This is a genomic window from Paenibacillus sp. JCM 10914 (genome assembly GCF_001315105.1).
Lineage (GTDB): Bacteria > Bacillota > Bacilli > Paenibacillales > Paenibacillaceae > Paenibacillus_AQ.
In genome coordinates this window covers 1-21,664 of record NZ_BAZR01000012.1, presented here as the reverse complement: position 1 = coordinate 21,664, position 21,664 = coordinate 1, and the positions used below count along the sequence as shown (strand labels likewise).

Here is a 21,664-nt window from a genome sequence, read left to right as displayed (position 1 = left end):
TCACTTTAGCTTATTTTAGCTTTCATACTGAAATGATCTGAGAGCACCCGAACAATTTTTCCAGCAGCCAGCGAGGATCGCTCCCCGTACAGCTTCAGGCGTATCACTTGTCGATACCCTGCCCAAGCCGATTTCCACACCTCTTCTCCGAGTGTCAGGACCGCATACGATGCGTCTTGGATACCATCCGGCGGATGAATGTCATAGACTCGATCTCTTAAGGCGGGCACGATGCCGATTACGGCATCTTTCAGCGTGCTCCTCATGTCATAACCAGCCCATCCTTGTTGGCACTGCCCAAGGAAGTATCGAAGGTAATGTGCATCATCAATTCGGCTCCTCCTTTCTTGAAGATGGTCGGGAATGAGACCAATTCGACATCACCGCAGCAAAAAACCGGCCCATCATGGCCGGCTCACGTACACCGTGTGTGTTCGGTATGCCTGTATTGCTTCATTCCCGATGATACAATCTTACACCCCTGAAACGGATGCGCTGACGGTTAGTTGGATGAAATCAATCGATCTTTCAGAGGCGTACGGGCGGAAAATAGTACGAATATATGTTCGTATTTAAAACTAAAAACAACTTTCTTCCTCCGAATACGAACATAAAAAACCGGAAGACCACTAAGGCCCTCCGGTTCTGTTATACATGTGTAAAATAATTACATCACCTTCTGCAGTTCCTGCAACTCCAACAGTCCTCTGTCTGCAAAAGCCAGCGCCAGTTTATAGAACGCGCGGGCGCGAATCCTGGTGTACGTGTCCTTGCTGACCGGTGGATCGAGAATATGATTGTATACTTTATAATCGTAGACGTCGTCTTGCTTCATATAGCGCTCGCGTATCAGTAGCTGTTCGCGTTCACTCAGCCTGTCCACCATCATTTCAATTGTCTGGCAATAATGCTGCCTCGCCGCGGGCACATCTACATTATAAATGGCTGCCTGTGCGGTTTGATCTGAGGTGACGTTGGTGGGACCGTGAAATCGCTCCGTATAGGATGCTGTTACACTCACCTCTCTTATTTCGAATGTGATCGTCTTATATATGCGATACTTCTCAAATAACGCTTCTACAGCCTGCTGGGTTCTTCGCTTGTCCAATTCCGGTAATATCGGATTCATACCGTCTTCACTCCCCATAATAATCGTTGATGGTAACTCTTATTGCCATTTGGCAGTGTTGAATCTACAACCACTTGTTCGTATATTCGTTCGTATTTTAAATTAATATACCACTATTTGGAGAGATGGGTAAACCGCCGATTACGTGAACTTTTACCGAAATCCTGGATGCTGGCTTCAATTTCCTTGCCTTTTGGCAATAATACTCATTATTTTTTACCTGTTGGCAAAGGTGTGGGAATGCGTTTATACTGGAAGTATGAGTTGAAGATAGATAAGGTAAGGAGTGGCCATAACGCGTGGAGCATTCATTCGGAGCATACTTAAAGGAAGTTAGGGAAGACCAGGGTTTAAGCATCAACCAGCTGGCACAAGCAGCTGACATAAGCGGTTCCCAAATCTCCCGGATTGAGAACGGATTAAGAGGTATCCCGAAGCCGCATACCCTGCGTAAAATTGCAGAGGCGCTTCAAATTCCTTACGAAGATTTAATGGATAAGGCGGGATATTTGAAACATGAGGAGCATCCTGATATTGAATCGGCAGCACCCCCATGGGCGACCTATCGGGACAAGCGGGATTTTAAGAAGATGCTCGAAGATGACGGCGAGCTAATGTTTGACGGGATTCCCCTCGCGCAAGAGGATAAGCAGCGCATTAAGGACGTGCTGACCGGCCTGTTCTGGGAAGCCAAGCAGATGAACAAGCGGAAGAAATAATTCAACGCGAAGAGGAGTTATCAACCTTTACAATGATTCAAATTTTATTAAAATGGCAGGTGAACCCGCATGGATGATCGGATAGAGCCTACGATCCATCAATTGATCCGCAAGCATCATACGAACTGCCCCTTTGAGATCGCTGCCGCACTCGGCATTCATATCCGCTTCGCGGACTTGGGCACCACGACCAAGGGGCTTTACTTCCGTAAGCTAAGGCGGCGATTTATCGTCATTCATAACCAGTTGCCTCCGGCTTGGCAGCGGTTTGTGTGCGCCCACGAGCTCGGTCACGACCGACTGCATAAAGGCATTAATCGATTCTTCCTGGAGGAGCACTCGTATTTCAGCCCGGGCAAGTTCGAGCGGCAGGCGAACCGCTTCGCGATTGCGTTGCTAACCGCCGAGCTAGCTATAGGACCGGGGGAATCACTGCACGAATTTTATCTCCGGGCTGGCATTCCGCAGGAAATGCTATATTTTTTTCGTTTTTGATCGAACATACGTTCCTTTATTGACCAAAAAAAGAAGTGACCCACTTTAAGGTTGGCAAACCGTGGGTCACTTCTAACAGCCATTATGCTCTTGGAGGGAGTAACCCCGCTCAAGATGTTGTACGGAGGACGGACGGCCATCCGTCCTCATTCCGATTGTTATCATAACATTCCCCCATTTAGACCTCAATCATCGATCATCATCTCCGATGGAGGCTGGGGATAGAGACTTCTCCCGCATCATACCGGTTCCAGGATGGCCACCTGCGCTTGCCTGCCTTGAACTGCTGCAGTCGCTTAAACCGGTCATGCCGCAGCTTCTGGCCTTTATCCGCAATAACAGCCACAACGGAATGGCCCGGGTCCAGCATTGGATGGATTTGTTCGAAAAACTCACGCACCGGCTCGCCGCTGCCACCATGCCAGCTCACGATATCACCATACGGCAGGTCGGTGATCACCATATGAATACCGGCGGGCCGATTCAGCGCCGCTTGCGATTGCGAATCGGTAATATCCGCTGGATAACACGAAGCGTCCTCCAACCGGGAACGATCCAGCAGCACTTTCAATCTCGCCGCGCTCTGGAGTGCTTCCTGATGGGAGGGCTTGTGATAGCGCTCGAATAGTTCCTGAAGTTGCCCGATCCGATGGTCCAGCCCCTGATGAGTAAGCAAAGATAAGTTCTTGTTGGCTATGGCAAGCACTTCAGGGTTCACGTCAGAGCCGATCACGCTGGAGAAGCGCTGCCCGTGCATAAGGCCCAGCACCGTCAACAGATATGCTCCGCCACAACACGGATCGTACAACGAATATGGTCCCCCAGCACCCTTCTGCTCCAATATATGAAAGCAGCGCTGCGCAATCTCGCTTGCCAGCCGAACCGGAAATGATGTCGTACCATGCGCGTTATATAACACCCGGCCACTGGCATAATCCTCATAGCTGCGCTGAACCGATTCATACAAATATTCCATAGGAAACGTTCCTTCCATTTTAATTGCTCAGATGTGACATATAATCATAGGCCGTCGTTCCGTACGTGTTCTTGAAATGGCGGTTTAAGTGTGCCAGATCCGTGAACCCGCATTCGGCAACGGCCTGATACACATCCCTGCTGCCTTCAATCAACTGCTTGGCACGCTCAACCTTGCAATTCAGATAGTATTGATAAGGAGATAGACCCGTATTCGCCTTAAAGGAGCGGATAAACTGAAATTTGGACATGCCGAACGCCTCGCTCAATTCATCCAGCTTCAACACATGGTCCAGATGATCATGCATTAACTCCTTTGCTTTGAGGGTGAAGCTATTGTCGCTTTGCGTAGCCGGGTTCAGAATATCTTCATTGAAATGAGCAGCCAACCCCAGCAATCGTTCATGGCACAGCGCCTCTGGCTGCCCCGTAAATACGGCCTTGGTCACATTCAATATACTGTTGCGCAATCCTTCATGATACACAACCGGCGATTGAAACCGGACGATATCCGGTTTGCCAATCATCTCGAGGAACAGGTCCGGATGAATATAGATCATAACATAATCGATTCCTGACCGCTCGTGTGACCATCCGTCATGGTTCTGCTCGGGATGAAACAGCATCACTCCGCTTTGGCAGGAAACTTGCTGGCTTCCATCCAGCACGTATTTCTGAATGCCGCGCAGGGTTACGCCAAGCGCATATTCCTCATGGTAATGTTTCTTATATTTAAAATCGGTTAGGCTGGCGGACAGCGCTGTAATGCCGGATGCTTTTTTATACGTGAACTGTTCCATCTTCCATCACCCCTTTATGAGCTCCGGTATACCGGAAACCACGATCGCCGAGTACACTAGAAAACAAGCGAGAATGGTTTTGGTGGTTCTCCGATATTTTTGCATAATTCCTTGAAAAAGGCTACCGCATACCGCCCAGGTCATGTAAGCAGAGCATCCGATTAAAGATACGGCAACAACAAATATAGAGATTACCACACCGGTTGTATAATGCGGCATCACGTAGCTCGGAATGACGGTAAGCGTGAACAGCACCACCTTCGGATTCAGAAATTGCATCAAAAAACCTGAGGTGAATGAAGCGGCTTGGTTTGCCGCCGAGGCAGAGACGTCCATCCGGTATACTTGGTATGCAAGATACAACATAAACGCACAACCGATTAGACGCATCAACGGCAGGATGATGGGCATGCCTGCTGACAGCAGCTGGCCTAACACAACTGAGGCCGCTATTAATAAGAAGAAAGCGATCGACGCTCCGGCGATATATCTCAGGGTCTTCTTTATCCCGGAGTTCTGAACGGATGCCAGGATGACGATGTTGGACGGCCCCGGCGAGAACGAAACGATAAAGCAATAGATAAAAAAAGAAAATAGATTCATGTGGTCATAGCTCCTTACAAGGAATTCCCTTGCATTATAGAGCGATGATCATCCTCGGGCATAGTACATTATTGCAACCGTTAATCAAAGCGCACATCCCCGATTCCGAACCACGGCATGAATCCGGCCGCCACGTAAGCCGTCACAGCGGCAGCCAGCAGCAACAAGACAATCAAGATATCGTAACGCGAATAGGCCGAAGGATAGAAGTAGGTACGAACCCGTCCCCGATCCCCGTCGAATTGTTTGGCCTCCATGGCCGCCGCAACCCGATGGGCACGCCGAATGCTCTGGGCAAGCAGCGGCACCACATACATCCCTGCCCGCTGCACCACGCCGCCAAGCCCGCGAATAGGCATGACACCGCGCACCTTTAGCGCCTGGCGCCGGATTACATATTCCTCCCACACCATGGGCAACAGCCGAATCGAGGCCATAAAACTGTATGCATACTTCGGGGCCAGCCGCAGCTTCTGCATTAAACTGTAGAATAAATCCACCGAAGAGGTGGTCGTTACAAGCAGTAAACCTTCGGAGGCAAAAGCGATGCCTTTAAACCCAAGGTGCAGCCCTCGATAGAAACTCTCTTCCGATACCTTGAACAATCCCCACTCCCACCAGACGGTATCCCCCTTACCGAAGAGCATCATGGATGAAGCGGAAGAGATGAAGGCGATTAGAAACGGGATGAAGAACAGCAGCATCTTCCACGGCTTCACGCCGCTTAATACGATCAGGCAGATCATGAACACCAACGCCTGATACATTACAAAATCCAGATTATGGGTCAATACGGTCATGAAGAAAAGCGAGCATATCAGCATCAGTTTTACTACGGGATTGGCCCGGTGCAACCAAGTCACTCGTACAGGATTCCATATGTTCATGCCATCACCCCTGTCACAGCGGGATTGCGTTCAATGGCTTGAGGATCAACATCAGAAGAAAGGAGTCTTGGACCGGGAATACAAGACGTCACTTCGCCACCTGCTACTTCCCAAATATTCGTCGCGAGCCGCTGAGCGATCTGCATCTCATGGGTAACCATGAGTATGGCCGTACCCGCGCGGCGCAGCGCCTCGCACATCTCGAGGATCGCAAACGTGTTACGAGCGTCCTGACCGAAGGTGGGCTCATCCAGCAACAGAATTTTAGGCGCTCTCGCCATAGCCGTAGCCACGCTTAATCTCCGTTTCTGCCCCGTAGATAACTGATACGGATGACGATCTCCCGTACCCGTTAACCCGAAGCGCTCAAGGCAATCCTCCGCCTCCTTCATGGCCTCTTCCCGTGAGGCGCCATCCACAAGCATAGAATATGCTACCTCATCGGATATTCGCTCGGTAAGGAACTGAAGCTCGGGATTCTGGAACACAAACCCGATCTGGCGGAGCTGTCTTTCTCTATCTTGCCGCTCCTTCCGCTTATTGCCGAGAGGGACTGGCTCTCCGCAGAGCGTATAGTTGCCTTCCGATCGCAGCAGTCCCATCAAGCTCAGCAGCAGCGAACTCTTGCCCGCGCCATTAGGTCCGACAATCGCGATAAACTCGCCCGAATAGACCGTTGCCGACGGCATGGATATCACGGGCCGTTCCCAGCGCTTGCCCACGAACGGCCCGAGCTTCAGCACATGTCCGGCGGCACCTGTTCCGTTCCTGTCCCGCTTCGCCTCAAAAGCTGGGCTTTGCTGAAACTCGGCTGCGACTAATGAAGAAAATGTCTCTCTCCCGGCAGAACTTTCGGCATAATCCTCCCATACGCCCGGGTACCAAATGCCATACGCTCGCAGTTCATCCTGATAGCGCTCAAACACATCAGCGGGTGAACCCTCACCCAAGATCTCTCCGGTAGCACTGAATAACACCACCCGATCCACATAATCGGCCATCTCTTCAATCCGGTGCTCGACGATAATAAAGGTTCGATTAGAAGAGACGGCCTTGACCGCCTCCCAGATCTGCTCACGCCCCTCCGGATCCAGCAAGGCAGACGGTTCATCCAGAAACAGCACCTCGGGTTCCAATAATAGCGCGGAGGCCAGAGCCAGCCGCTGCTTCATCCCTTGCGATAGATGCGCGATGGGCACGTGAAGCTCTTCCAGTTGAAGCCCGACTTCAAGAAGTACAGCTTGCATTCTCTCATTCATCTGCGCCCGCGGCACGCTGAGATTCTCCAGTACAAACGCCAGTTCCTCATCCACATAAGGCATACAGAATTGCGTATCCGGATCTTGAAATACATATGCCCACGAACGCGGCAGCAGCTGCGCCGTGCATTTCATCGGAACTTCGGTCGCATTCGGGATCATACCGCTGAGCACCTGAAGCAAGGTCGACTTGCCGCAGCCGCTTGGACCGAGCAGCAGCACCTTCTCGCCAGCAGCTGCCGAGAAGGTAAGATCCCTGAACATTAAGTGCTCGGTTCCGGGATATTTCAAGCGCAATCCTTCGACTTGCACGACCGGACGTTGACCGGTCTTCACCGTTTCCTTGTGCGGTCGGTTCATGTTCGCTTCCTCAGACATGGCGCGGATCATCCAATGCTTCGTAATCCTGCTTGGAGGCTGGACGCAGCAATGAAGTTACGCCCGTGCGATCCAGTGCCTTCGCCAGAACGAGCATGAGCAATCCGGCAATAACAGCCCCGCTAAATACCCGCATGCCATACTTGGCCAGGAACATCCAGGTCTGCAGATCGTCGGTATAACTGTAGTAGAAGTCCATCATCATCGATCCGATCGCCGCACCGGCACCTGCCAGCATCAATGTCATGGCTGACGTACTTCGGTAACGAACAGCCGCGAACACCAGTTCAGCACCTAATCCTTGAATCAGTCCGTACATGAGCAGCGTTAACCCCCATCCACTGCCGAACAGCACCTCCACATGGGCTGCAGCCACCTCAGCGATAATGGCTACACCTGGCTTACGAATCAGAAGATACGCAAGCGTAGCCGCTGCGAACCACATGCCATATAACAGCTCATCCGCTTCAAAAAACAGCGGTTTTAACAAATTGTACACCGAGCCCCAAAAATGATAGATGACACCCAGCACGAGCGATACCAGCACCGTTACCAGAATGTCGCTTAATCGGAGCCCTTTACGAGGCTGAACCTCCAGCTTTTGTTGCATTGACGTTCCCATGATCAAACTTCCCCTCTCCATTGCTATTTTTTATAAGACCACAACAAAAAACCGTCACGGAAAATTCGCGCAGACGGAAAAATAGGCCCTATGAAACAGGGTCGGATATTCTCTACGCTGGCATTACCCAGTTCAGATTAACGGTCAACAGCGGATATAGCTGCAATCTCAGCCTGATTCTCTCAAGCCCCCGTATTCCATATTCGGTTTGATGTTATTTTTAAAATACAGCGATGATCCAGAATTTGCAAGAACCTTTTTTTGAAACGGTCTATTTATTGATTTCCAGCTCATTCTATGTCAATATCAGAGTGATTGGCTATTTTATAACGATATAGATAGCGTACTAATATTGCTAAGACCTAAACGCAAAAAGGAGAATGACATGGCTAAACCACTGCTGCGTCTGATGACAGAGCTGTCCTCGCGAAAGTGGCTGTCCCGCATGATGGGGCGATACTCTCACAGCCGGATGAGTCGACATCTAATACCTGCATTTATACGAATGTATCAAATACCGGCCCATGAAGCGGAAAAGGATATTCACGAGTACCGCTCATTGAACGAGTTCTTCTCACGTCGGTTAAAAATAGGACTGCGCGCCATAGATGAAACTACGGATGCGATGGTGAGCCCAGTCGATGCCACCGTCTCAACCATGACGCCGATTCAGGCCGGCACGATCCTGAACGTGAAAGGTCAGGATTATTCGCTTGCCGATCTGCTTGCGCAATCACCCCGAATGGAGAACTATATTAACGGGTTCGCATTCGTGTTATATCTCAGTCCAACCGACTATCATCGCATTCATTCGCCGGTCTCCGGTGTCCAGACCGAGAATGAGCACCTGCCGGGCAAGGTGTACCCGGTTAACGATTTTGCTATGACGCACATTCGATCGGTGCTCAGCCGCAACGAACGTCTGATTACCTATATTGCGCATGAATATGGTGAGGTAGCCGTTGTTAAAGTCGGCGCCATGAACGTGAGCAGCATCCGTTATGCCGATGAGAACGTGAAAGAATGGCAGATCGGCGACGAGTTGGCCTATTTTGAATTCGGTTCCACTGTCGTGCTGCTGACCGAGGACGGAACGTTTACGCCGAGAGGCGACCTGAAGCCAGGTTCAACCGTGAAGATGGGTGAATTACTCGGATTATTGCATCCATCTGAAGTTAAACACCACGCTTAATCCCTCTGATGGCATCCGTTAATGAGCTCCATAATCAACGGTGCTAATCATCAGCGCCGCCGAAGCATCCGATATACAATCCTCTGGAACAGCCGATCCGGCAGCAGTTGCTTGGCCCACGCCGTCCATAGCGTGCCTTGAGGCAGGCAATAACGGAACTTGGGCCTGCGCATGCCCGCGATCCTGGCCACGAGCCTCGCGACCTCCACCGGGTTGCCGCTATCTCTGGCTGTCCGTTCCGAATAATCCAGTACATCCTGCAGCAGCCCCTTGTATGGTGAACCTTCGGTGACTTGCAGCTCGCCGAAGCTCTTCTTCCAGATCGGCGTTCCGAATGCTCCCGGCTGGACGATAACCACATCCATTCCAAACGCCATCACCTCCAGCGACAGACTTTCCCCGAAGCCCTCGATTGCGAATTTGGACGAGGCATAGGGACCGTAGCCGGGAAAACCGATAACGCCGCTTATGCTGCTCATTAGAATGATCCTCGATTGGCCAGTATGACGCATGAGGGGCAGCATGTTGCGGGTGACCGCGATCGTCCCGAAGAAATTCGTCTCCATCTGCCTTCTCCAGGCATCCAGCGCCAATTCTTCCACCATACCTCCTACCGCTTCACCCGCGTTATTCACGAGCAGGTCCAATCGACCGTATATCTGCTTCATCTCAGCAGCAGCAGCGCTCACTTGTTCCGCATCGTTAATATCCAGCTGTATGATCCGAATGCGTTCAGCAAGCTGAGCCTGACTGGCTTCTTGCATGAGCGTATCCGCTGATTCTGGTCGGCGTACTCCCGCAGCAACTTGATATCCTGACCGCGCCAGTTCCAGGCAGATCAGCAGTCCAAAACCGCTTGAAGCCCCCGTCACTAGTGCCACTTTAGCTACTTGTCTATTCCATTCACTCAACGAGGCGTCCCCCTTGCCCTATGTATGATGAATTCATTCTTCATGATCATGCTATGTGTATTCCTAATATATCAAATTCCTACGCGATTGAAAGAGAAATCGGTCCAGCCAAAAAGGGAGCCGATTGGCTCCCTGCGGGTATAACAAATACTATATGATATCGGGTGGTTAATCCCCCGTACGAAGGTTAAGGCTCATTAGAACCACACATCTTGGTGGTTGTCGTTCATCGTCGTCTTCAAGCGGCGCAACCGGTTTCTAAAAATCCCGCATCCACCACGGCTGAAGAAACGACCCCGTACCCGTCTTCTTGGGTCCATATTCTCTCCTCCCTTCATTGAAATAACTGTAAGTCACTTTTACCCTAAAGCGCCTACTATGAAACCCACAACTGCTTCCACTAATATCAGGTAAGTTATGGAAGGTGCAGGGAATCACCGAATTTCGGACGGACTCTTGCCCGTGTACTGCTTAAATTGCCGGCTGAAAAAGAAAATGTCTCGATATCCCAGAGCGTCGGCGACTTCTGTTACATTCATGCCTTGATGCAGCAAAAGATGCTGCGCACGCTCGATCCGCATCTGGATGATATAGGACTGAACCGGTGTACCTACCAGTTCCTTAAACTTGATCGAGAAGTAACGCGGTGACAGCCCGGCCCTGGCGGCCAAATCCTCCACTCGATGAGGTACTCCGGGATGCTGACGCACGTAGTTAGCGATCTCATGAATGGCTTCGGACAGCTGGTTGCTTGCTTTTTTGACAACCGGTTCGTCCAAATCCGAACGCAGCAGATGAATCATCAGCTGCTTCAGTATGAGCTGCCCTTCTTCTACGGATCCATACGGCTTGTCCAGATACAGCCGCACATAGCGAGCCAGTAAATATTCAAAATCCATCGTTTCGGTCAATTGGCGGTATGCAGCCGGAATATGCGTTAAATCGTCATGGAGCACATCGAAATGGATATATGTCAAAACGAGTGGCTTCTGCGGATTATGCGTAGCACTCGTATGATCACCAGGCTTAAATAGGAAGCAGCTTCCCTTGCCTACGGCGAAAGGCTGGTCATTCAGCTCCACCGTACCCTCGCCGCTCCACACGTAGAATAAATCATAGTTTTGCATCGGTTTTTCGCGTTTCTGCCATTTCCAACCCGGCTCGCATACAATCTTCGCGAGCGCCGGCATGATTACAAAAGAAGACGGCGATGCATTCAGCATCACGTCATGCCCCCTCATCTCATTCAAAATTGTTCTATACCATCATACCCGGTCTGCCCAAGCCTGAGCAAGCCTGCGCACCCCTTCCTGAATCTGAAGCTCATCCAATTGGGAGAAACCAAAGCAAGCGGCTGGAGGCCCAGGCGAATCATAATACAAGGAGGCATCGCGAAATTGGACGCCGCGCTTGCGTGCAGACTCCTGAAATGAAGCGAAATCCTCTGTCGATCTCAGCCATTTGGCGAATACATGTAGTCCGGCATCGCTTGGCTCCAGCCGAAATAATCCCGATAGCTCCGATTCCATGGCTTCCCGTAGTACCTCGTACCTTCTTCCATAGAGTCGCGTCATTCTTCTCAGATGCTTCCCGTAACCGCCACGCGTTATAAATCTGGCTAATGCACGCTGTTCAAGAATCCCCGGCGATATCGGCTCATACAGCGCTTTGGCCTGCACGACCGCCTCCGTTAAACTCGGTGGAAGGAGCGCATATCCGATCCGCAGCCCGGTGAACATCGTCTTGGAGAATGAACCAACGAAGATGACCCGACCTCCATCATCCAACATCTTCAATGGCTCAATCGGCTTACCGCCCCAGCGAAATTCGCTATCGTAATCATCTTCAATAATAAAAGCGTTCCTCTGTCTCGCCCATTTCAGCAAGGATCTTCTTCGTTCCAAGGGTAGCACCGCCCCGGTCGGGTATTGGCGGCTGGGACTGACGACAAGCAGCCGCGCTTGCCAATCGCCTGGTATGAGTCCCGCTTCATCGACCGGCGAAGGCAACGGAATTCCACCGCATAAGCTAACGCCGCGGTAAATGCCTTGAAAAGCGGGATTCTCCAGTACCACCGTATCCTTTGGATCGATAAGCAGTTGGAACAGCAGCACCAGGCCTTGCATAGAGCCGCTGAAGATCACGATATGCTCCGGATCGGCCGGAATGCCGCGCGTAAAGCGGAGATGTCCGGCAATCGCTCGTCTTAGTTCCATGTCTCCCGCCGGAGGCGCACCGTCTTGCAGTTCTATTCCCCCGCTTCCGCCAGCATATGATAAAGCGCTTCTCCACTCTGCATACGGGAAGTCCTCGATCTTCATCCGCGCATTGGCGAAGGATATCATCTCCGGGCTCGTGTCCTGGCGCGGCAACATCGTGTTGGCAGCATAAGCCCCGCTCTGCTGAAGCAGGCTTCTCCCCCAATCCGATAGCACCGGCTCACAATCTGCCAGCGGCGGCACATCTGACATGGTCACGCCATCGGCGACATACGTTCCGCTCCCCGCCCTCGATACGACGTAGCCTTCAGCCAGCAGCATGTCATAACTTTGTGCAGCCGAGCCTCTCGACATGCCATACAGCTTCGCCAGCTTCCGCGTGGCTGGAAGACGGGTACCTTCTTGCAATGCACCGCTATGTATCGCGGCACGCAAAGCATGGTACAGCGCTAAATATTTATACCGATATCGTTTCAGATACGTATCAAACGGTAGACTGAGCTCCATTGTCATCCACTCCCATCCGCGGCCATAATTGGACTATATAAATAAATCTAGATTGGCGCTTTTTCCTTGTCAATATTCCATTTATGCTGAGACTTATAACGATAAAGGGGTGTGGGGATATGAGAAGGAACGAATTTGTGATGGAGGACCCGCAAGAAATCGAACAATTTTTGAGTGGGATGAGCTTTGGCTTTCTCGGAACGACGGATGAAGCCGGTCAGCCGCGTGTGACGCCGCTCAATTTTAGTTATACGAACGGTGCTTTTTATTTTCACGGCAGCCGTATGGGGGAGAAAATGGACCATCTGCGTCATACCTCCACGGTCTGCTTCACCGTAGCCGATGAATATGCCATCATACCATCCTATTATTCCGATCCCGAGATGGCCTGTCCAGCGACCGCTTACTTCAAGAGTGTCAGTGCGATCGGGAGTGTCATCATCGTGGATGATCTAGAGGAGAAAGCCATGGCAATGGAAGCTGATGCAGAAGTTACAGCCTGAGGGAGGCTACCGTACCATCGACGCTGCAGATCAATCCTATATTCCAAGACTGAAGGGCGTAGCGTTAATCAAGCTGGTTCCAGATCGATTGACAGCCAAATTCAAATTTGGGCAGAACCTCAAATCCGATCGCATGAACGCGGTTGTCGAAGGACTTACAAGCCGTGGTAAGGATCGAGATATTGAGACCGCCGATTTGGTTTGTAAATATCATACAGGATCGCGTTAAAGCGTCATATTTATCCGTGACGGTTTCTGGGGTAGGTGGTATAATGTTAGGCAATGTATTCATAATGAAATAATTAATTACGTGATAACCTCTCACTTCAATCTAACGTATTCGGAAGGAAGGAACCATTTCATGAACCCACTGGCTGGTCAATTGAATGAACAAATGCAAGCTGGCAATCCGCATATTTACAACATGCTCTCCACGCTCGGCAAAGAAATCTACTTCCCGAAGGAAGGTATTCTGAGCCAATCGGCGGAAGCAGCGAACCATGCGCACAAATATAACGCGACGATTGGCATTGCAACCGAAGGTGGCACTCCGATGCATCTGGATGTCATTCAGGATAAGCTGTCGTCATTTCAGCCGAAGGATCTGTACCCTTACGCCCCGCCTGCCGGCAAACCGGAGCTTCGCTCGGTTTGGCGCAGCAAGATGATTCAGGATAACCCGTCTCTTGAAGGAAAAGCCTTCGGTAATCCGATCGTGACCAACGCGCTTACGCACGGACTTAGCATCGTTGCCGATCTGTTTGTTGATGAAGGGGACGCCGTCATTTATCCTGATAAGAACTGGGAGAATTACGATCTGACGTTTGGAATTCGCCGCCATGGCGTTCATATAAGCTATCCTCTCTTTACTGAACACATGAAGTTTAATGCAGATGGCCTTCGCCAGGCGCTGCTGCAACAGCAAGACAAGGGCAAAGCCATCGTACTCCTTAACTTTCCTAACAATCCGACCGGTTACACGCCTGGTGCGGAGGAAGGTAAGGCGATCCTGGCAGCCATCCAGGACGCTGCCGAAGCTGGAATCAACGTTGTGGTCGTTACGGATGATGCCTACTTCGGTTTGTTTTTCGAGGACTCCTTGAAGGAATCCCTCTTTGGCCACTTATGCGGACTTCATCCACGTATACTGCCAATTAAAGTCGACGGTGCTACCAAAGAAGAATTCGTCTGGGGATTCCGCGTCGGTTTCATTACGTTTGCCTCTGATGATCCAGGCGTATTGAGTGCCCTGGAACAGAAAACGCTGGGCATCATTCGTGCCACCATCTCCAGCGGTGCCCATCCTTCCCAGACCTTCGTGCTGGAAGCCCTGAAATCGGCGGACTACCAGGCACAAAAGGAAGTAAAGTTTGAAATTCTGAAAGGCCGCGCAAATAAGGTCAAATCGCTGCTCGACAGCGGGAAATACGGGGACGTATGGCAATACTATCCGTTTAACTCCGGATATTTCATGTGCTTGAAACTTCGTACCGTATCGGCCGAGGCACTACGTTCCCATCTGCTCCATAACTACGGCGTGGGGACCATCGCCCTCGGGGAACATGATCTGCGGATCGCCTTCTCCTGCATCGAGGAATCCTATCTCGAAGAGATGTTCGACTTGATCTATCAAGGCATCCTTGATCTGCAGCAATCCTGAGAATAACCCGGCACGATACGGGTAAATAACGCACAGACAACAGACCAGGGAATTCTCCCTGGTCTTTCATTTTTCTTCTGCCATTAATAAACGCTCGCCTATACATTTAGCCCTTAAGCGACATACAATACCGTGTACTACAAATCGCGAACCGAAAGGGGAATGAACATGAGTGGAGTAGTTGAAGAAGCAAGATATGGCGGATATGGCGGATACGGCGGTGGTCACGGAGTTGGAGCCATCCTGGTACTCTTTATCCTGCTCGTAATCATCACTCGTTCTTTCTGGGTGTAATATGATCTAGATAAACAGCATACAGAAATCGCAGGTTGCGGATGAAGCACTGCGATTTCTCCAGCCTGAGCAACTCATACTATACTCACTAATAGAAGGACCTCCGATCATGATTGGAGGTCCTTCATCCTGTTTATCTATTCTTCATCTTCATCGTCTTTACGACGAAACTTGCGATCAGCATTCCAACGGAAGAGGAAGACTAGCGCAACACCCGCAACACCGGTTCCCAGCACCTGTACGGGTGCGCTGATGATGCCCGGCAGAAGCGGGAGCCATAACAACAACGCCCAGAACAGCTGTACCTGAAAGATCAGCTTCCCTTCGTTCTCCCGGCGCGTTCCCGCGGGTAACGGGTACACATGGAGCCAGAACGATTCCGGGTGCAGCTTTCGTAGCGAAGACAGCTGCAGCCCGATAATCATCAAACTGATCAAATATACGATCACAGAGGTCAGACCCTCTCGAGTAATCCATACGAGTACCGCGCCAAGCACGCCGATCCGAATAAGGATACCAAGAATATCACTCCGTGTTAGACTCTTGATCAGAAGATACCGATATGCTGTCTCTTTCCTCCATGGTAATCCCTTGCCCCAGCCAGACAGCCATCTCCTTGCGTGGACACGCTGTTCCCGTTGCGGAACATTCACGAACCAACTAAGGACCATCATCACGCGGCTTGCTTGTCTTCGTTCCACAGCAATGAGGCGCTCCCAGGCTACCCGATGTCGAACCGGAACAGATAACGCAGCATAATAGGTAACCGCGATCAGAGCCATAAATATTAAGGCTTTACCTGTTGGATACCAGAGCCAGGCGGCAAACGCAAGCGTAGGTACAAGCCAGCGCAACGCTCGATACGAGGCTGCTGCGATTCTCGATACCATCAGTTGCTCCCTCCAGCTGCCATAGCTGGATAACAGCTTGAGCACAGTCAGAACCGCAAAGGTCGCTAATAACGGTCTGGGTGCGATATCACTGCGTATGTACAGCGGCCACAAAGTCAGCAACACAATCCCTAAACCGATGATTTTATAGATTACGCCACTAATCCACCCGCTCCGAAAGTACGTATTCATTCTGGACTCCTGCGGGAGTAGGAATACCGTGTCCGCGATCCGCAAATACGTGCGAACACTGCTGTTAATGACGATCGGGACCAGCACAACCAGCATAATCCAGCGAATCGGGAGATCCGGCGGGACATTCTGGAGAATGGAAGTATACCATGCAGCAAAAGCGATCAGCACAAACAGAAATACAACAGCAACGCCACTCTGAATCACATAACCGAGATATGGAAGGATCTCGCCCCAGAACTGTCCGCGTCGTTTAGCATGCAGCTCGCGCAGATTCATTCGTCATTACCGCCTTGAATCAGCACATTGAACAGCTCCTCCAGCGGCATGCCGGGTTTCCCTGCTTGATCCTGTATATCCTTGAGAGTACCCTGAGCAATAATGCTGCCGCGGTGCAGCACAATAAACCGGTCACAGTAATTCTCAATGGTCGACAGGATATGAGAGCTTAGCAGAACGGATGAACCTGCTGCCTTAAGCTCCAGCATGAAATCCAGTAACGAGCGTATACCGAGCGGATCCAATCCGAGAAACGGCTCATCAATAATATAAAGCGACGGTCTGGCAACAAAGGCGCACATAATCATCACCTTCTGCCTCATACCCTTGGACAAGTGGGTGGACAAGCTGTCCATCTTCTCTTCCATGCGGAACATTTTGGCAAGCTGACTGGAACGCTGTTCGTAATCTTGGGCGGAGACCCCATAGGAACGTGCTGTAAATTCCAGGTGCTCGCGTACGGTCATTTCTTCATACAGAAGCGGGGATTCCGGTACAAATCCAAGCGCACTATGATAGGCTTCTGAATGCTCTGCCCGTCGTTTTCCTTGGACCAGGATATCGCCTTTCTGCGGATTCATCAGCCCCAGAATATGCTTCATCGTGGTACTCTTACCCGCTCCGTTCAATCCGATCAGACCTACCATCTCTCCCGGATTCACATGAAAGGAAATATCGTGCAGGACGGGACGATTGATGCTGTACCCCCCGCTCAGTTCTTGAACAGACAATACCGGCTGTTCGCTCATCTAGACATCACCTCATTCTTAACAAGTCTTTCGTCTCTTTGCCATTCTTCTTTATCCACGTGGGGGCTTATTCTTCAGCCACTTGGGAGCGCCTTTGTTCTTACGGTCGCGCTCTCTTTCACTTTGGCGTTCGCCTGCTGCCTTACCAGCTCCCGAACGGCCATTGGCGCTGACAGAGGCTGACTTTCTGGCCGGTTTATCCTTACGTGCTCCGCCTCCGCCAGTTCCGCGGGCGCTGCTACCGCGATGTTCAGCTGTCACGCGCGGGGTTCTCACCTTACCTCCATACAGCGCGCGTTCTTCGGTCGTAATCCCAAGCTCGCGATTGAACTTGCGCATAATGAACGTCTGGCGATCCGTAACGAGCGTGATTGCATCCCGCTCCGCCCCATACGTCCGGTACGACCCGCACGGTGTGTGTAGTGCTCGGCATCGATCGGCGGATCGTAATTGATCACCATGCCGAGTCCTTCAATATCGAGGCCGCGCGCAGCAACATCGCTAGCAACCAGAAGCTTGGTGCGTCCTTCCCTGAATGCATTCAGTACCCGGCTTCTTGTCATCTTGTCAGCATCGCCGTAGATCGCAGCCGCATTCAGTCCAAGGTAATTCAGCTTCGCTTCCACCTCGGCCAAATCCTCCGTGGCATTAACGAACACGATCGCGCGGTCCGGGTTATAATGCCGAACCACCCTGCGCAGCATGTCCAATTTATCCCGTTCTTCTGTTACAAAATAATAATGCTCCAGCGCAGAAGGTGTTCGCTGCTCAGGATCGATTCCGATCTCAACCGGCTGATCCATCTCCTTCTTCACGACCGCGGCGGTTTCCGGACTCACGGTCGCGGACAAGAACACCAATTGGCGGTCACGCAGCGCGCTGCGCAGAATGCGATCCACGTCGCCGGCCCCACCCAGATTAAATACCTGATCCACCTCGTCCACGACGATCGTGCTCACTTGGTGCATCTTCAGCTTCCGGATTTCGATCAGTTCGCGCACACGCCCCGGCGTACCGACAATCAACTGCGGATGCTGCTTCAGTTTCTCAATCTGACGCTTGGCGGCCGCTCCGCCGATTAATCCAAGCACTCCGATCCCGAGTGGCTCCCCGTAACGCTCGCTTTCTCTAACGATCTGCACGGCCAGCTCTTGGGTTGGAGCGAGGATCAATTTCTGGGTACCCTTAAGCTCGGGGTTAATGCCTTGCAGCACGGGCAACAGATACGCGAGTGTCTTCCCCGTTCCGGTCTGGGAGGTTGCCAGTACGTCCTTGCCCTCCAGTATGGGCGGGATCGCCTCGGACTGAACAGGCGAGGGCGTCACAATGCCGAACTCCGCCAGCCTAGCGGACAAATCCTCCGCTATTCCTAGTGTATGAAATGTAGTTGATGTCATATGTTAGTCCATCCTTTTTGGTTAGATATCAGAAGTCTATTATTTCAAAGCGCGTCTGCCTGATATCGCTAGAAAAACTTCCGTCCCATAGCATTTGGTTAAACTCTCTTTCATTATATGCCAAAACAGGAGTCCCCACCAAATTAATCATTAAACATATTCAGATATGCGTTTACGTCTAAGGCAATATGGCGAGAAACGACTTAGCAGCAGCCGAGAGCGGAACCCCGCGCAAGGTAGCAATCCCGATGCTCCGTTCAGGAATAGGCGGCTCAAGCGGCAGTTCCATCAACTCCCCGCGCTGCAATTCGCCTGAAGCATAATCCCGGATGACAAAAGCAAGCCCGAACCCGCTTTTTGCAAACTGCACCAGCAACTCGAGACTGCCGAGCTCAAAATCGGGCTTTAAGGTAACGCCTTGCTGCTTCGCATATTGATCCACGTACTGCCTCGTACTGCCGCCTGCTTCCAGCATAAGCAGCGGATAGTTGTGGATATCTTGCAAAGGCAGCGGAGACGGAATACTACTCCGCTCCGCAAAACCTTTATCGACAACGACACAGTCGTGAATGGGCGAACTTCTACGAACATCGACCTGTTTATCGGCAGCGGGCAGATGAACGATACCAAAATCCAGCTTTCCTTCCTTGAGCAGAGACAACGTTTCAGGGGTCGTGCGATTGGTGATGCGAATGCGGATATCCGGGTAGGCGGCGTGGAAAAATTCCAAATGCGGCAGCAAATAATATTTGCACAGCGTATCACTCGCCCCGATACTGATTTCACCTCGATTCAGATTATGCATGTCCTCTATCGCTTTCTCACCAATGTCAATGAAGCTGAAAGCTTGCTCGATGTAGCGAAACAGCACCTCTCCCTCCGAGGTCAGCTTCGCTCCCTTGGTTGTCCGGAAGAACAATGCACCGCCAAGAGATTCTTCCAAATGTTTAATTGTATGGCTAACCGCGGGCTGGGTAATATGAAGATGCTCTGCTGCCTTCGATAAGCTCCCGAGGCGGGCTGTCCAGTAAAATACGCGATACCATTCCATGTTAATGTTCATACGATAACCTCGACTTTGTCTCATGATGGCCTGAGATGAGATCATAACTCCGACTTCTCGGTTCCAGTATATCACGTTATATAAATTCAACTAATGCCTATCATTATTAATATGAATTATATTTATATATATTTATCTCTATAATGACCTTGTACTGAAAAATGATCGTAGGAGGCGAATACATTGACTGTCACAGCGATAGTAGGTGCTAATTGGGAGATGAAGGGAAAGGGAAGATGACGGATGTGCTTGCTGCACAATCGTCATACGTCGTGCGGTTTCAAGGAGGGAGCAATGCCGGTCACACCATTATTAACGATTTCGGGAAATTCTCCCTGCATATGCTGCCATCGGGTGTGTTCTATCCAAACGTCACCAACATTATCGGTCCGGGAACGGCATTGGATATGGAGATCTTAACCAAGGAGCTGCAAGAGCTCAAAGCCCGGAACGTTCCAGAACCGCAGCTAAAAATATCGGAGCGCGCCCAGGTGGTGCTACCGATCCACCGCCTGCTGGATGAACTGGAAGAAGAACGCTGGGCGCCAAGGGTTTTGGTTCCACAAGACGCGGCATTGCGCCGTTCTATGCGGACAAATATGCCAAGCTTGGGGTACAAGTTGCAGATCTGTTCCATCCTCACCGATTACGTGAACGACTCCAGCAACTGATGGTGATTAAGAATGTACAGCTTCAGCATCTATACGGAACAAATCCAATAAACGTGGATGACATGGTCGCTGTGCTATTAGAGTCGTTCTCATTCATAAATTCGTATGTTGAGGATACTACCATGCTGCTGCAGCAAGCCTACATGAAAGGCGAGCTATTCTGGTTGAGGGTCAATTAGGAGCACTTCGTGACCCGGATCACGGAATCTACCCGTATTCCACCTCCTCCTCTACGCTGGCCGGGTATGCCCCTGTAGGTGCAGGTCTGCCGCCTTATGCCATCGGTAATGTCATCACAGTCGTAAAGGCTTATTCAAGCTGCGTCGGAGCGGGTCCATTCGTGACGGAGCTTCATGGTGATGAAGCTGACGAACTGCGTCGACGCGGCGGTGATGCAGGTGAATACGGTGCAACGACCGGACGGCCTAGACGCATGCTGGTTCGATACGGTAGCTACGCGATACGGTTGTATGATCCAAGGCGCTACCGAAGCCGTACTCACCAATCTGGATGTACTCGGGTATTTGGACGACATCCCCGTATGTGTCGGATACGAATTAGCAGACGGTATTACCATCGACCAATTTCCAGTTACGGCAGAGCTGCAAACCGCCAAGCCAGTACTTAGAACATTAAAGGGCTGGAAGTGCGATCTGTCGCATATCCGCTCATTCGAAGAACTCCCGGAAGCTGCGCAGCAATATGTACAATATATCGAATCATCCATTGGTGTTCCGATTAAGACGGTATCCGTCGGTCCTAGGCGCGATCAGGTTATGACAAGATAGAATTTGATTATCTCGCCACCGACTGCTCAGCTTAGGCGCTCCAAGATTCGCCCAACCGTTCGAATTACCCAGTATGTAGATGACCACGGTCTATGCTTCCACCGCCTATGGTGACAGATTCGCGATCACCAAGAGAACGCTGTAAGACACGCCCGAAAGCCACCATGGTGAGCTTCGATATTTCGAGGTACAATTGACTGTAGTGATATGAACGTGTAATGGAGGGAACGAATATGGACTCTCAGGTGGGGCGTATTATTCAGAGGATAACACAAGAACTGCAAGGGGTGCCGGGTATGGCAGGAGTTGTTCTGGGCGGCTCCAGAGCCAAAGGTACAGCGAGGCTCGATTCCGATATCGATATCGGCATTTACTATGATCTCTCGCAAGGATTCAAGGTGGAGGACATCGCTGAAGCAGCCCGGCGATTAGACGACGATCATCGGGATAACATCGATGAAGCTTCGCTTGGGGGATGGGGG

The 21,664-nt window shown here is 51.0% G+C and carries 21 protein-coding genes, 3 pseudogenes and 1 riboswitch; of the genes and pseudogenes, 8 read left to right on the top strand and 16 right to left on the bottom strand.

Translation table 11 applies throughout. From position 1 onward, the window contains the following. Window positions 1–5: 5 nt before the first annotated feature. Entirely contained in the window at window positions 6–266 is a 261-nt protein-coding gene (locus JCM10914_RS14840; protein ID WP_023962288.1) for a hypothetical protein, read from the bottom strand. A gap of 401 nt (window positions 267–667) precedes the next feature. After that, window positions 668–1,129, bottom strand: coding sequence for an ArpU family phage packaging/lysis transcriptional regulator (locus tag JCM10914_RS14835; RefSeq protein ID WP_023962286.1), 462 nt, complete (start codon window positions 1,127–1,129; stop codon window positions 668–670). A 299-nt stretch (window positions 1,130–1,428) separates the two neighbouring features. On the opposite strand from JCM10914_RS14835, the gene JCM10914_RS14830 reads away from it, so the two are divergent. Further along, the gene (locus tag JCM10914_RS14830; protein ID WP_023962284.1) at window positions 1,429–1,848 is read left to right on the top strand and encodes a transcriptional regulator; all 420 of its coding nucleotides are present in this window, start codon (window positions 1,429–1,431) and stop codon (window positions 1,846–1,848) included. A 69-nt stretch (window positions 1,849–1,917) separates the two neighbouring features. After that, a complete protein-coding gene (locus JCM10914_RS14825) occupies window positions 1,918–2,343 on the top strand; it encodes an ImmA/IrrE family metallo-endopeptidase (RefSeq protein WP_023962282.1) in 426 nt (141 codons plus the stop codon). A gap of 199 nt (window positions 2,344–2,542) precedes the next feature. Here JCM10914_RS14825 and JCM10914_RS14820 read toward each other — a convergent pair whose 3' ends face one another. From JCM10914_RS14820 to JCM10914_RS14795, 6 genes are all read right to left on the bottom strand, one after another. Then, complete coding sequence (locus JCM10914_RS14820; RefSeq protein ID WP_023962280.1) at window positions 2,543–3,319, bottom strand: rRNA methyltransferase AviRa; 777 nt, start codon at window positions 3,317–3,319, stop codon at window positions 2,543–2,545. A 19-nt stretch (window positions 3,320–3,338) separates the two neighbouring features. After that, window positions 3,339–4,118: an AraC family transcriptional regulator gene (locus JCM10914_RS14815; protein ID WP_023962278.1), complete on the bottom strand. Its 780-nt coding sequence runs from the start codon at window positions 4,116–4,118 to the stop codon at window positions 3,339–3,341. A 6-nt stretch (window positions 4,119–4,124) separates the two neighbouring features. Next, entirely contained in the window at window positions 4,125–4,721 is a 597-nt protein-coding gene (locus JCM10914_RS14810; RefSeq protein ID WP_023962276.1) for a LysE family translocator, read from the bottom strand. Between the two features lie 80 nt (window positions 4,722–4,801). Next, window positions 4,802–5,608, bottom strand: coding sequence for an energy-coupling factor transporter transmembrane protein EcfT (locus JCM10914_RS14805; protein WP_036718380.1), 807 nt, complete (start codon window positions 5,606–5,608; stop codon window positions 4,802–4,804). Beyond that, window positions 5,605–7,227, bottom strand: a complete 1,623-nt coding sequence (locus JCM10914_RS14800) for an ABC transporter ATP-binding protein (RefSeq protein WP_081739808.1) — start codon at window positions 7,225–7,227, stop codon at window positions 5,605–5,607. The genes JCM10914_RS14805 and JCM10914_RS14800 overlap by 4 nt, the downstream gene beginning before the upstream one ends. Before the next feature lie 10 nt (window positions 7,228–7,237). Further along, the gene (locus JCM10914_RS14795) at window positions 7,238–7,867 is read right to left on the bottom strand and encodes an ECF transporter S component (protein ID WP_036718378.1); all 630 of its coding nucleotides are present in this window, start codon (window positions 7,865–7,867) and stop codon (window positions 7,238–7,240) included. A gap of 92 nt (window positions 7,868–7,959) precedes the next feature. After that, window positions 7,960–8,071: riboswitch (TPP riboswitch) on the bottom strand. A gap of 181 nt (window positions 8,072–8,252) precedes the next feature. On the opposite strand from JCM10914_RS14795, the gene asd reads away from it, so the two are divergent. Continuing rightward, window positions 8,253–9,059: an archaetidylserine decarboxylase gene (gene asd, locus JCM10914_RS14790; protein ID WP_023962268.1), complete on the top strand. Its 807-nt coding sequence runs from the start codon at window positions 8,253–8,255 to the stop codon at window positions 9,057–9,059. 50 nt (window positions 9,060–9,109) lie between these two features. On the opposite strand, the gene JCM10914_RS14785 is transcribed toward asd, so the two are convergent. From JCM10914_RS14785 to JCM10914_RS14775, 4 genes are all read right to left on the bottom strand, one after another. After that, a complete protein-coding gene (locus tag JCM10914_RS14785; protein ID WP_023962266.1) occupies window positions 9,110–9,970 on the bottom strand; it encodes an SDR family oxidoreductase in 861 nt (286 codons plus the stop codon). A gap of 197 nt (window positions 9,971–10,167) precedes the next feature. Then, window positions 10,168–10,290 (bottom strand): hypothetical protein, encoded by a 123-nt coding sequence (locus tag JCM10914_RS31400; protein ID WP_269433890.1) that lies wholly within the window; start codon window positions 10,288–10,290, stop codon window positions 10,168–10,170. A gap of 114 nt (window positions 10,291–10,404) precedes the next feature. Continuing rightward, complete coding sequence (locus JCM10914_RS14780; protein ID WP_023962264.1) at window positions 10,405–11,193, bottom strand: AraC family transcriptional regulator; 789 nt, start codon at window positions 11,191–11,193, stop codon at window positions 10,405–10,407. 42 nt (window positions 11,194–11,235) lie between these two features. Next, complete coding sequence (locus tag JCM10914_RS14775; RefSeq protein ID WP_023962262.1) at window positions 11,236–12,696, bottom strand: PLP-dependent aminotransferase family protein; 1,461 nt, start codon at window positions 12,694–12,696, stop codon at window positions 11,236–11,238. A gap of 119 nt (window positions 12,697–12,815) precedes the next feature. Here JCM10914_RS14775 and JCM10914_RS14770 point away from each other — a divergent pair. The 3 genes and pseudogenes from JCM10914_RS14770 (at window position 12,816) to JCM10914_RS28430 (ending at window position 15,153) form a co-directional block, all read left to right on the top strand. After that, window positions 12,816–13,428 (top strand): annotated as a pseudogene (locus tag JCM10914_RS14770) (pyridoxamine 5'-phosphate oxidase family protein). A gap of 132 nt (window positions 13,429–13,560) precedes the next feature. Then, window positions 13,561–14,859 carry an aminotransferase class I/II-fold pyridoxal phosphate-dependent enzyme gene (locus JCM10914_RS14765; RefSeq protein WP_023962257.1) on the top strand — a complete coding sequence of 433 codons (1,299 nt, stop codon included), beginning with the start codon at window positions 13,561–13,563 and terminating at the stop codon, window positions 14,857–14,859. 168 nt (window positions 14,860–15,027) lie between these two features. Continuing rightward, window positions 15,028–15,153 (top strand): sporulation protein YjcZ, encoded by a 126-nt coding sequence (locus tag JCM10914_RS28430; RefSeq protein WP_081739801.1) that lies wholly within the window; start codon window positions 15,028–15,030, stop codon window positions 15,151–15,153. Window positions 15,154–15,290: 137 nt separating this feature from the next. Here JCM10914_RS28430 and JCM10914_RS14760 read toward each other — a convergent pair whose 3' ends face one another. The 4 genes and pseudogenes from JCM10914_RS14760 to JCM10914_RS14745 form a co-directional block, all read right to left on the bottom strand. Beyond that, the gene (locus tag JCM10914_RS14760; RefSeq protein ID WP_023962255.1) at window positions 15,291–16,514 is read right to left on the bottom strand and encodes an ABC transporter permease; all 1,224 of its coding nucleotides are present in this window, start codon (window positions 16,512–16,514) and stop codon (window positions 15,291–15,293) included. After that, the gene (locus JCM10914_RS14755) at window positions 16,511–17,263 is read right to left on the bottom strand and encodes an ABC transporter ATP-binding protein (RefSeq protein ID WP_023962253.1); all 753 of its coding nucleotides are present in this window, start codon (window positions 17,261–17,263) and stop codon (window positions 16,511–16,513) included. The genes JCM10914_RS14760 and JCM10914_RS14755 overlap by 4 nt, the downstream gene beginning before the upstream one ends. Before the next feature lie 51 nt (window positions 17,264–17,314). Beyond that, a pseudogene (locus JCM10914_RS14750) lies at window positions 17,315–18,660 on the bottom strand (DEAD/DEAH box helicase). 178 nt (window positions 18,661–18,838) lie between these two features. Continuing rightward, a complete protein-coding gene (locus JCM10914_RS14745; RefSeq protein WP_023962246.1) occupies window positions 18,839–19,723 on the bottom strand; it encodes a LysR family transcriptional regulator in 885 nt (294 codons plus the stop codon). Window positions 19,724–19,906: 183 nt separating this feature from the next. Here JCM10914_RS14745 and JCM10914_RS14740 point away from each other — a divergent pair. Both JCM10914_RS14740 and JCM10914_RS14735 read left to right on the top strand, forming a co-directional pair. Further along, a pseudogene (locus tag JCM10914_RS14740) lies at window positions 19,907–21,182 on the top strand (adenylosuccinate synthase). Window positions 21,183–21,415: 233 nt separating this feature from the next. Continuing rightward, window positions 21,416–21,664 (top strand): nucleotidyltransferase domain-containing protein (locus tag JCM10914_RS14735; protein WP_036718375.1); only part of this gene is annotated, 249 nt, incomplete at its 3' end.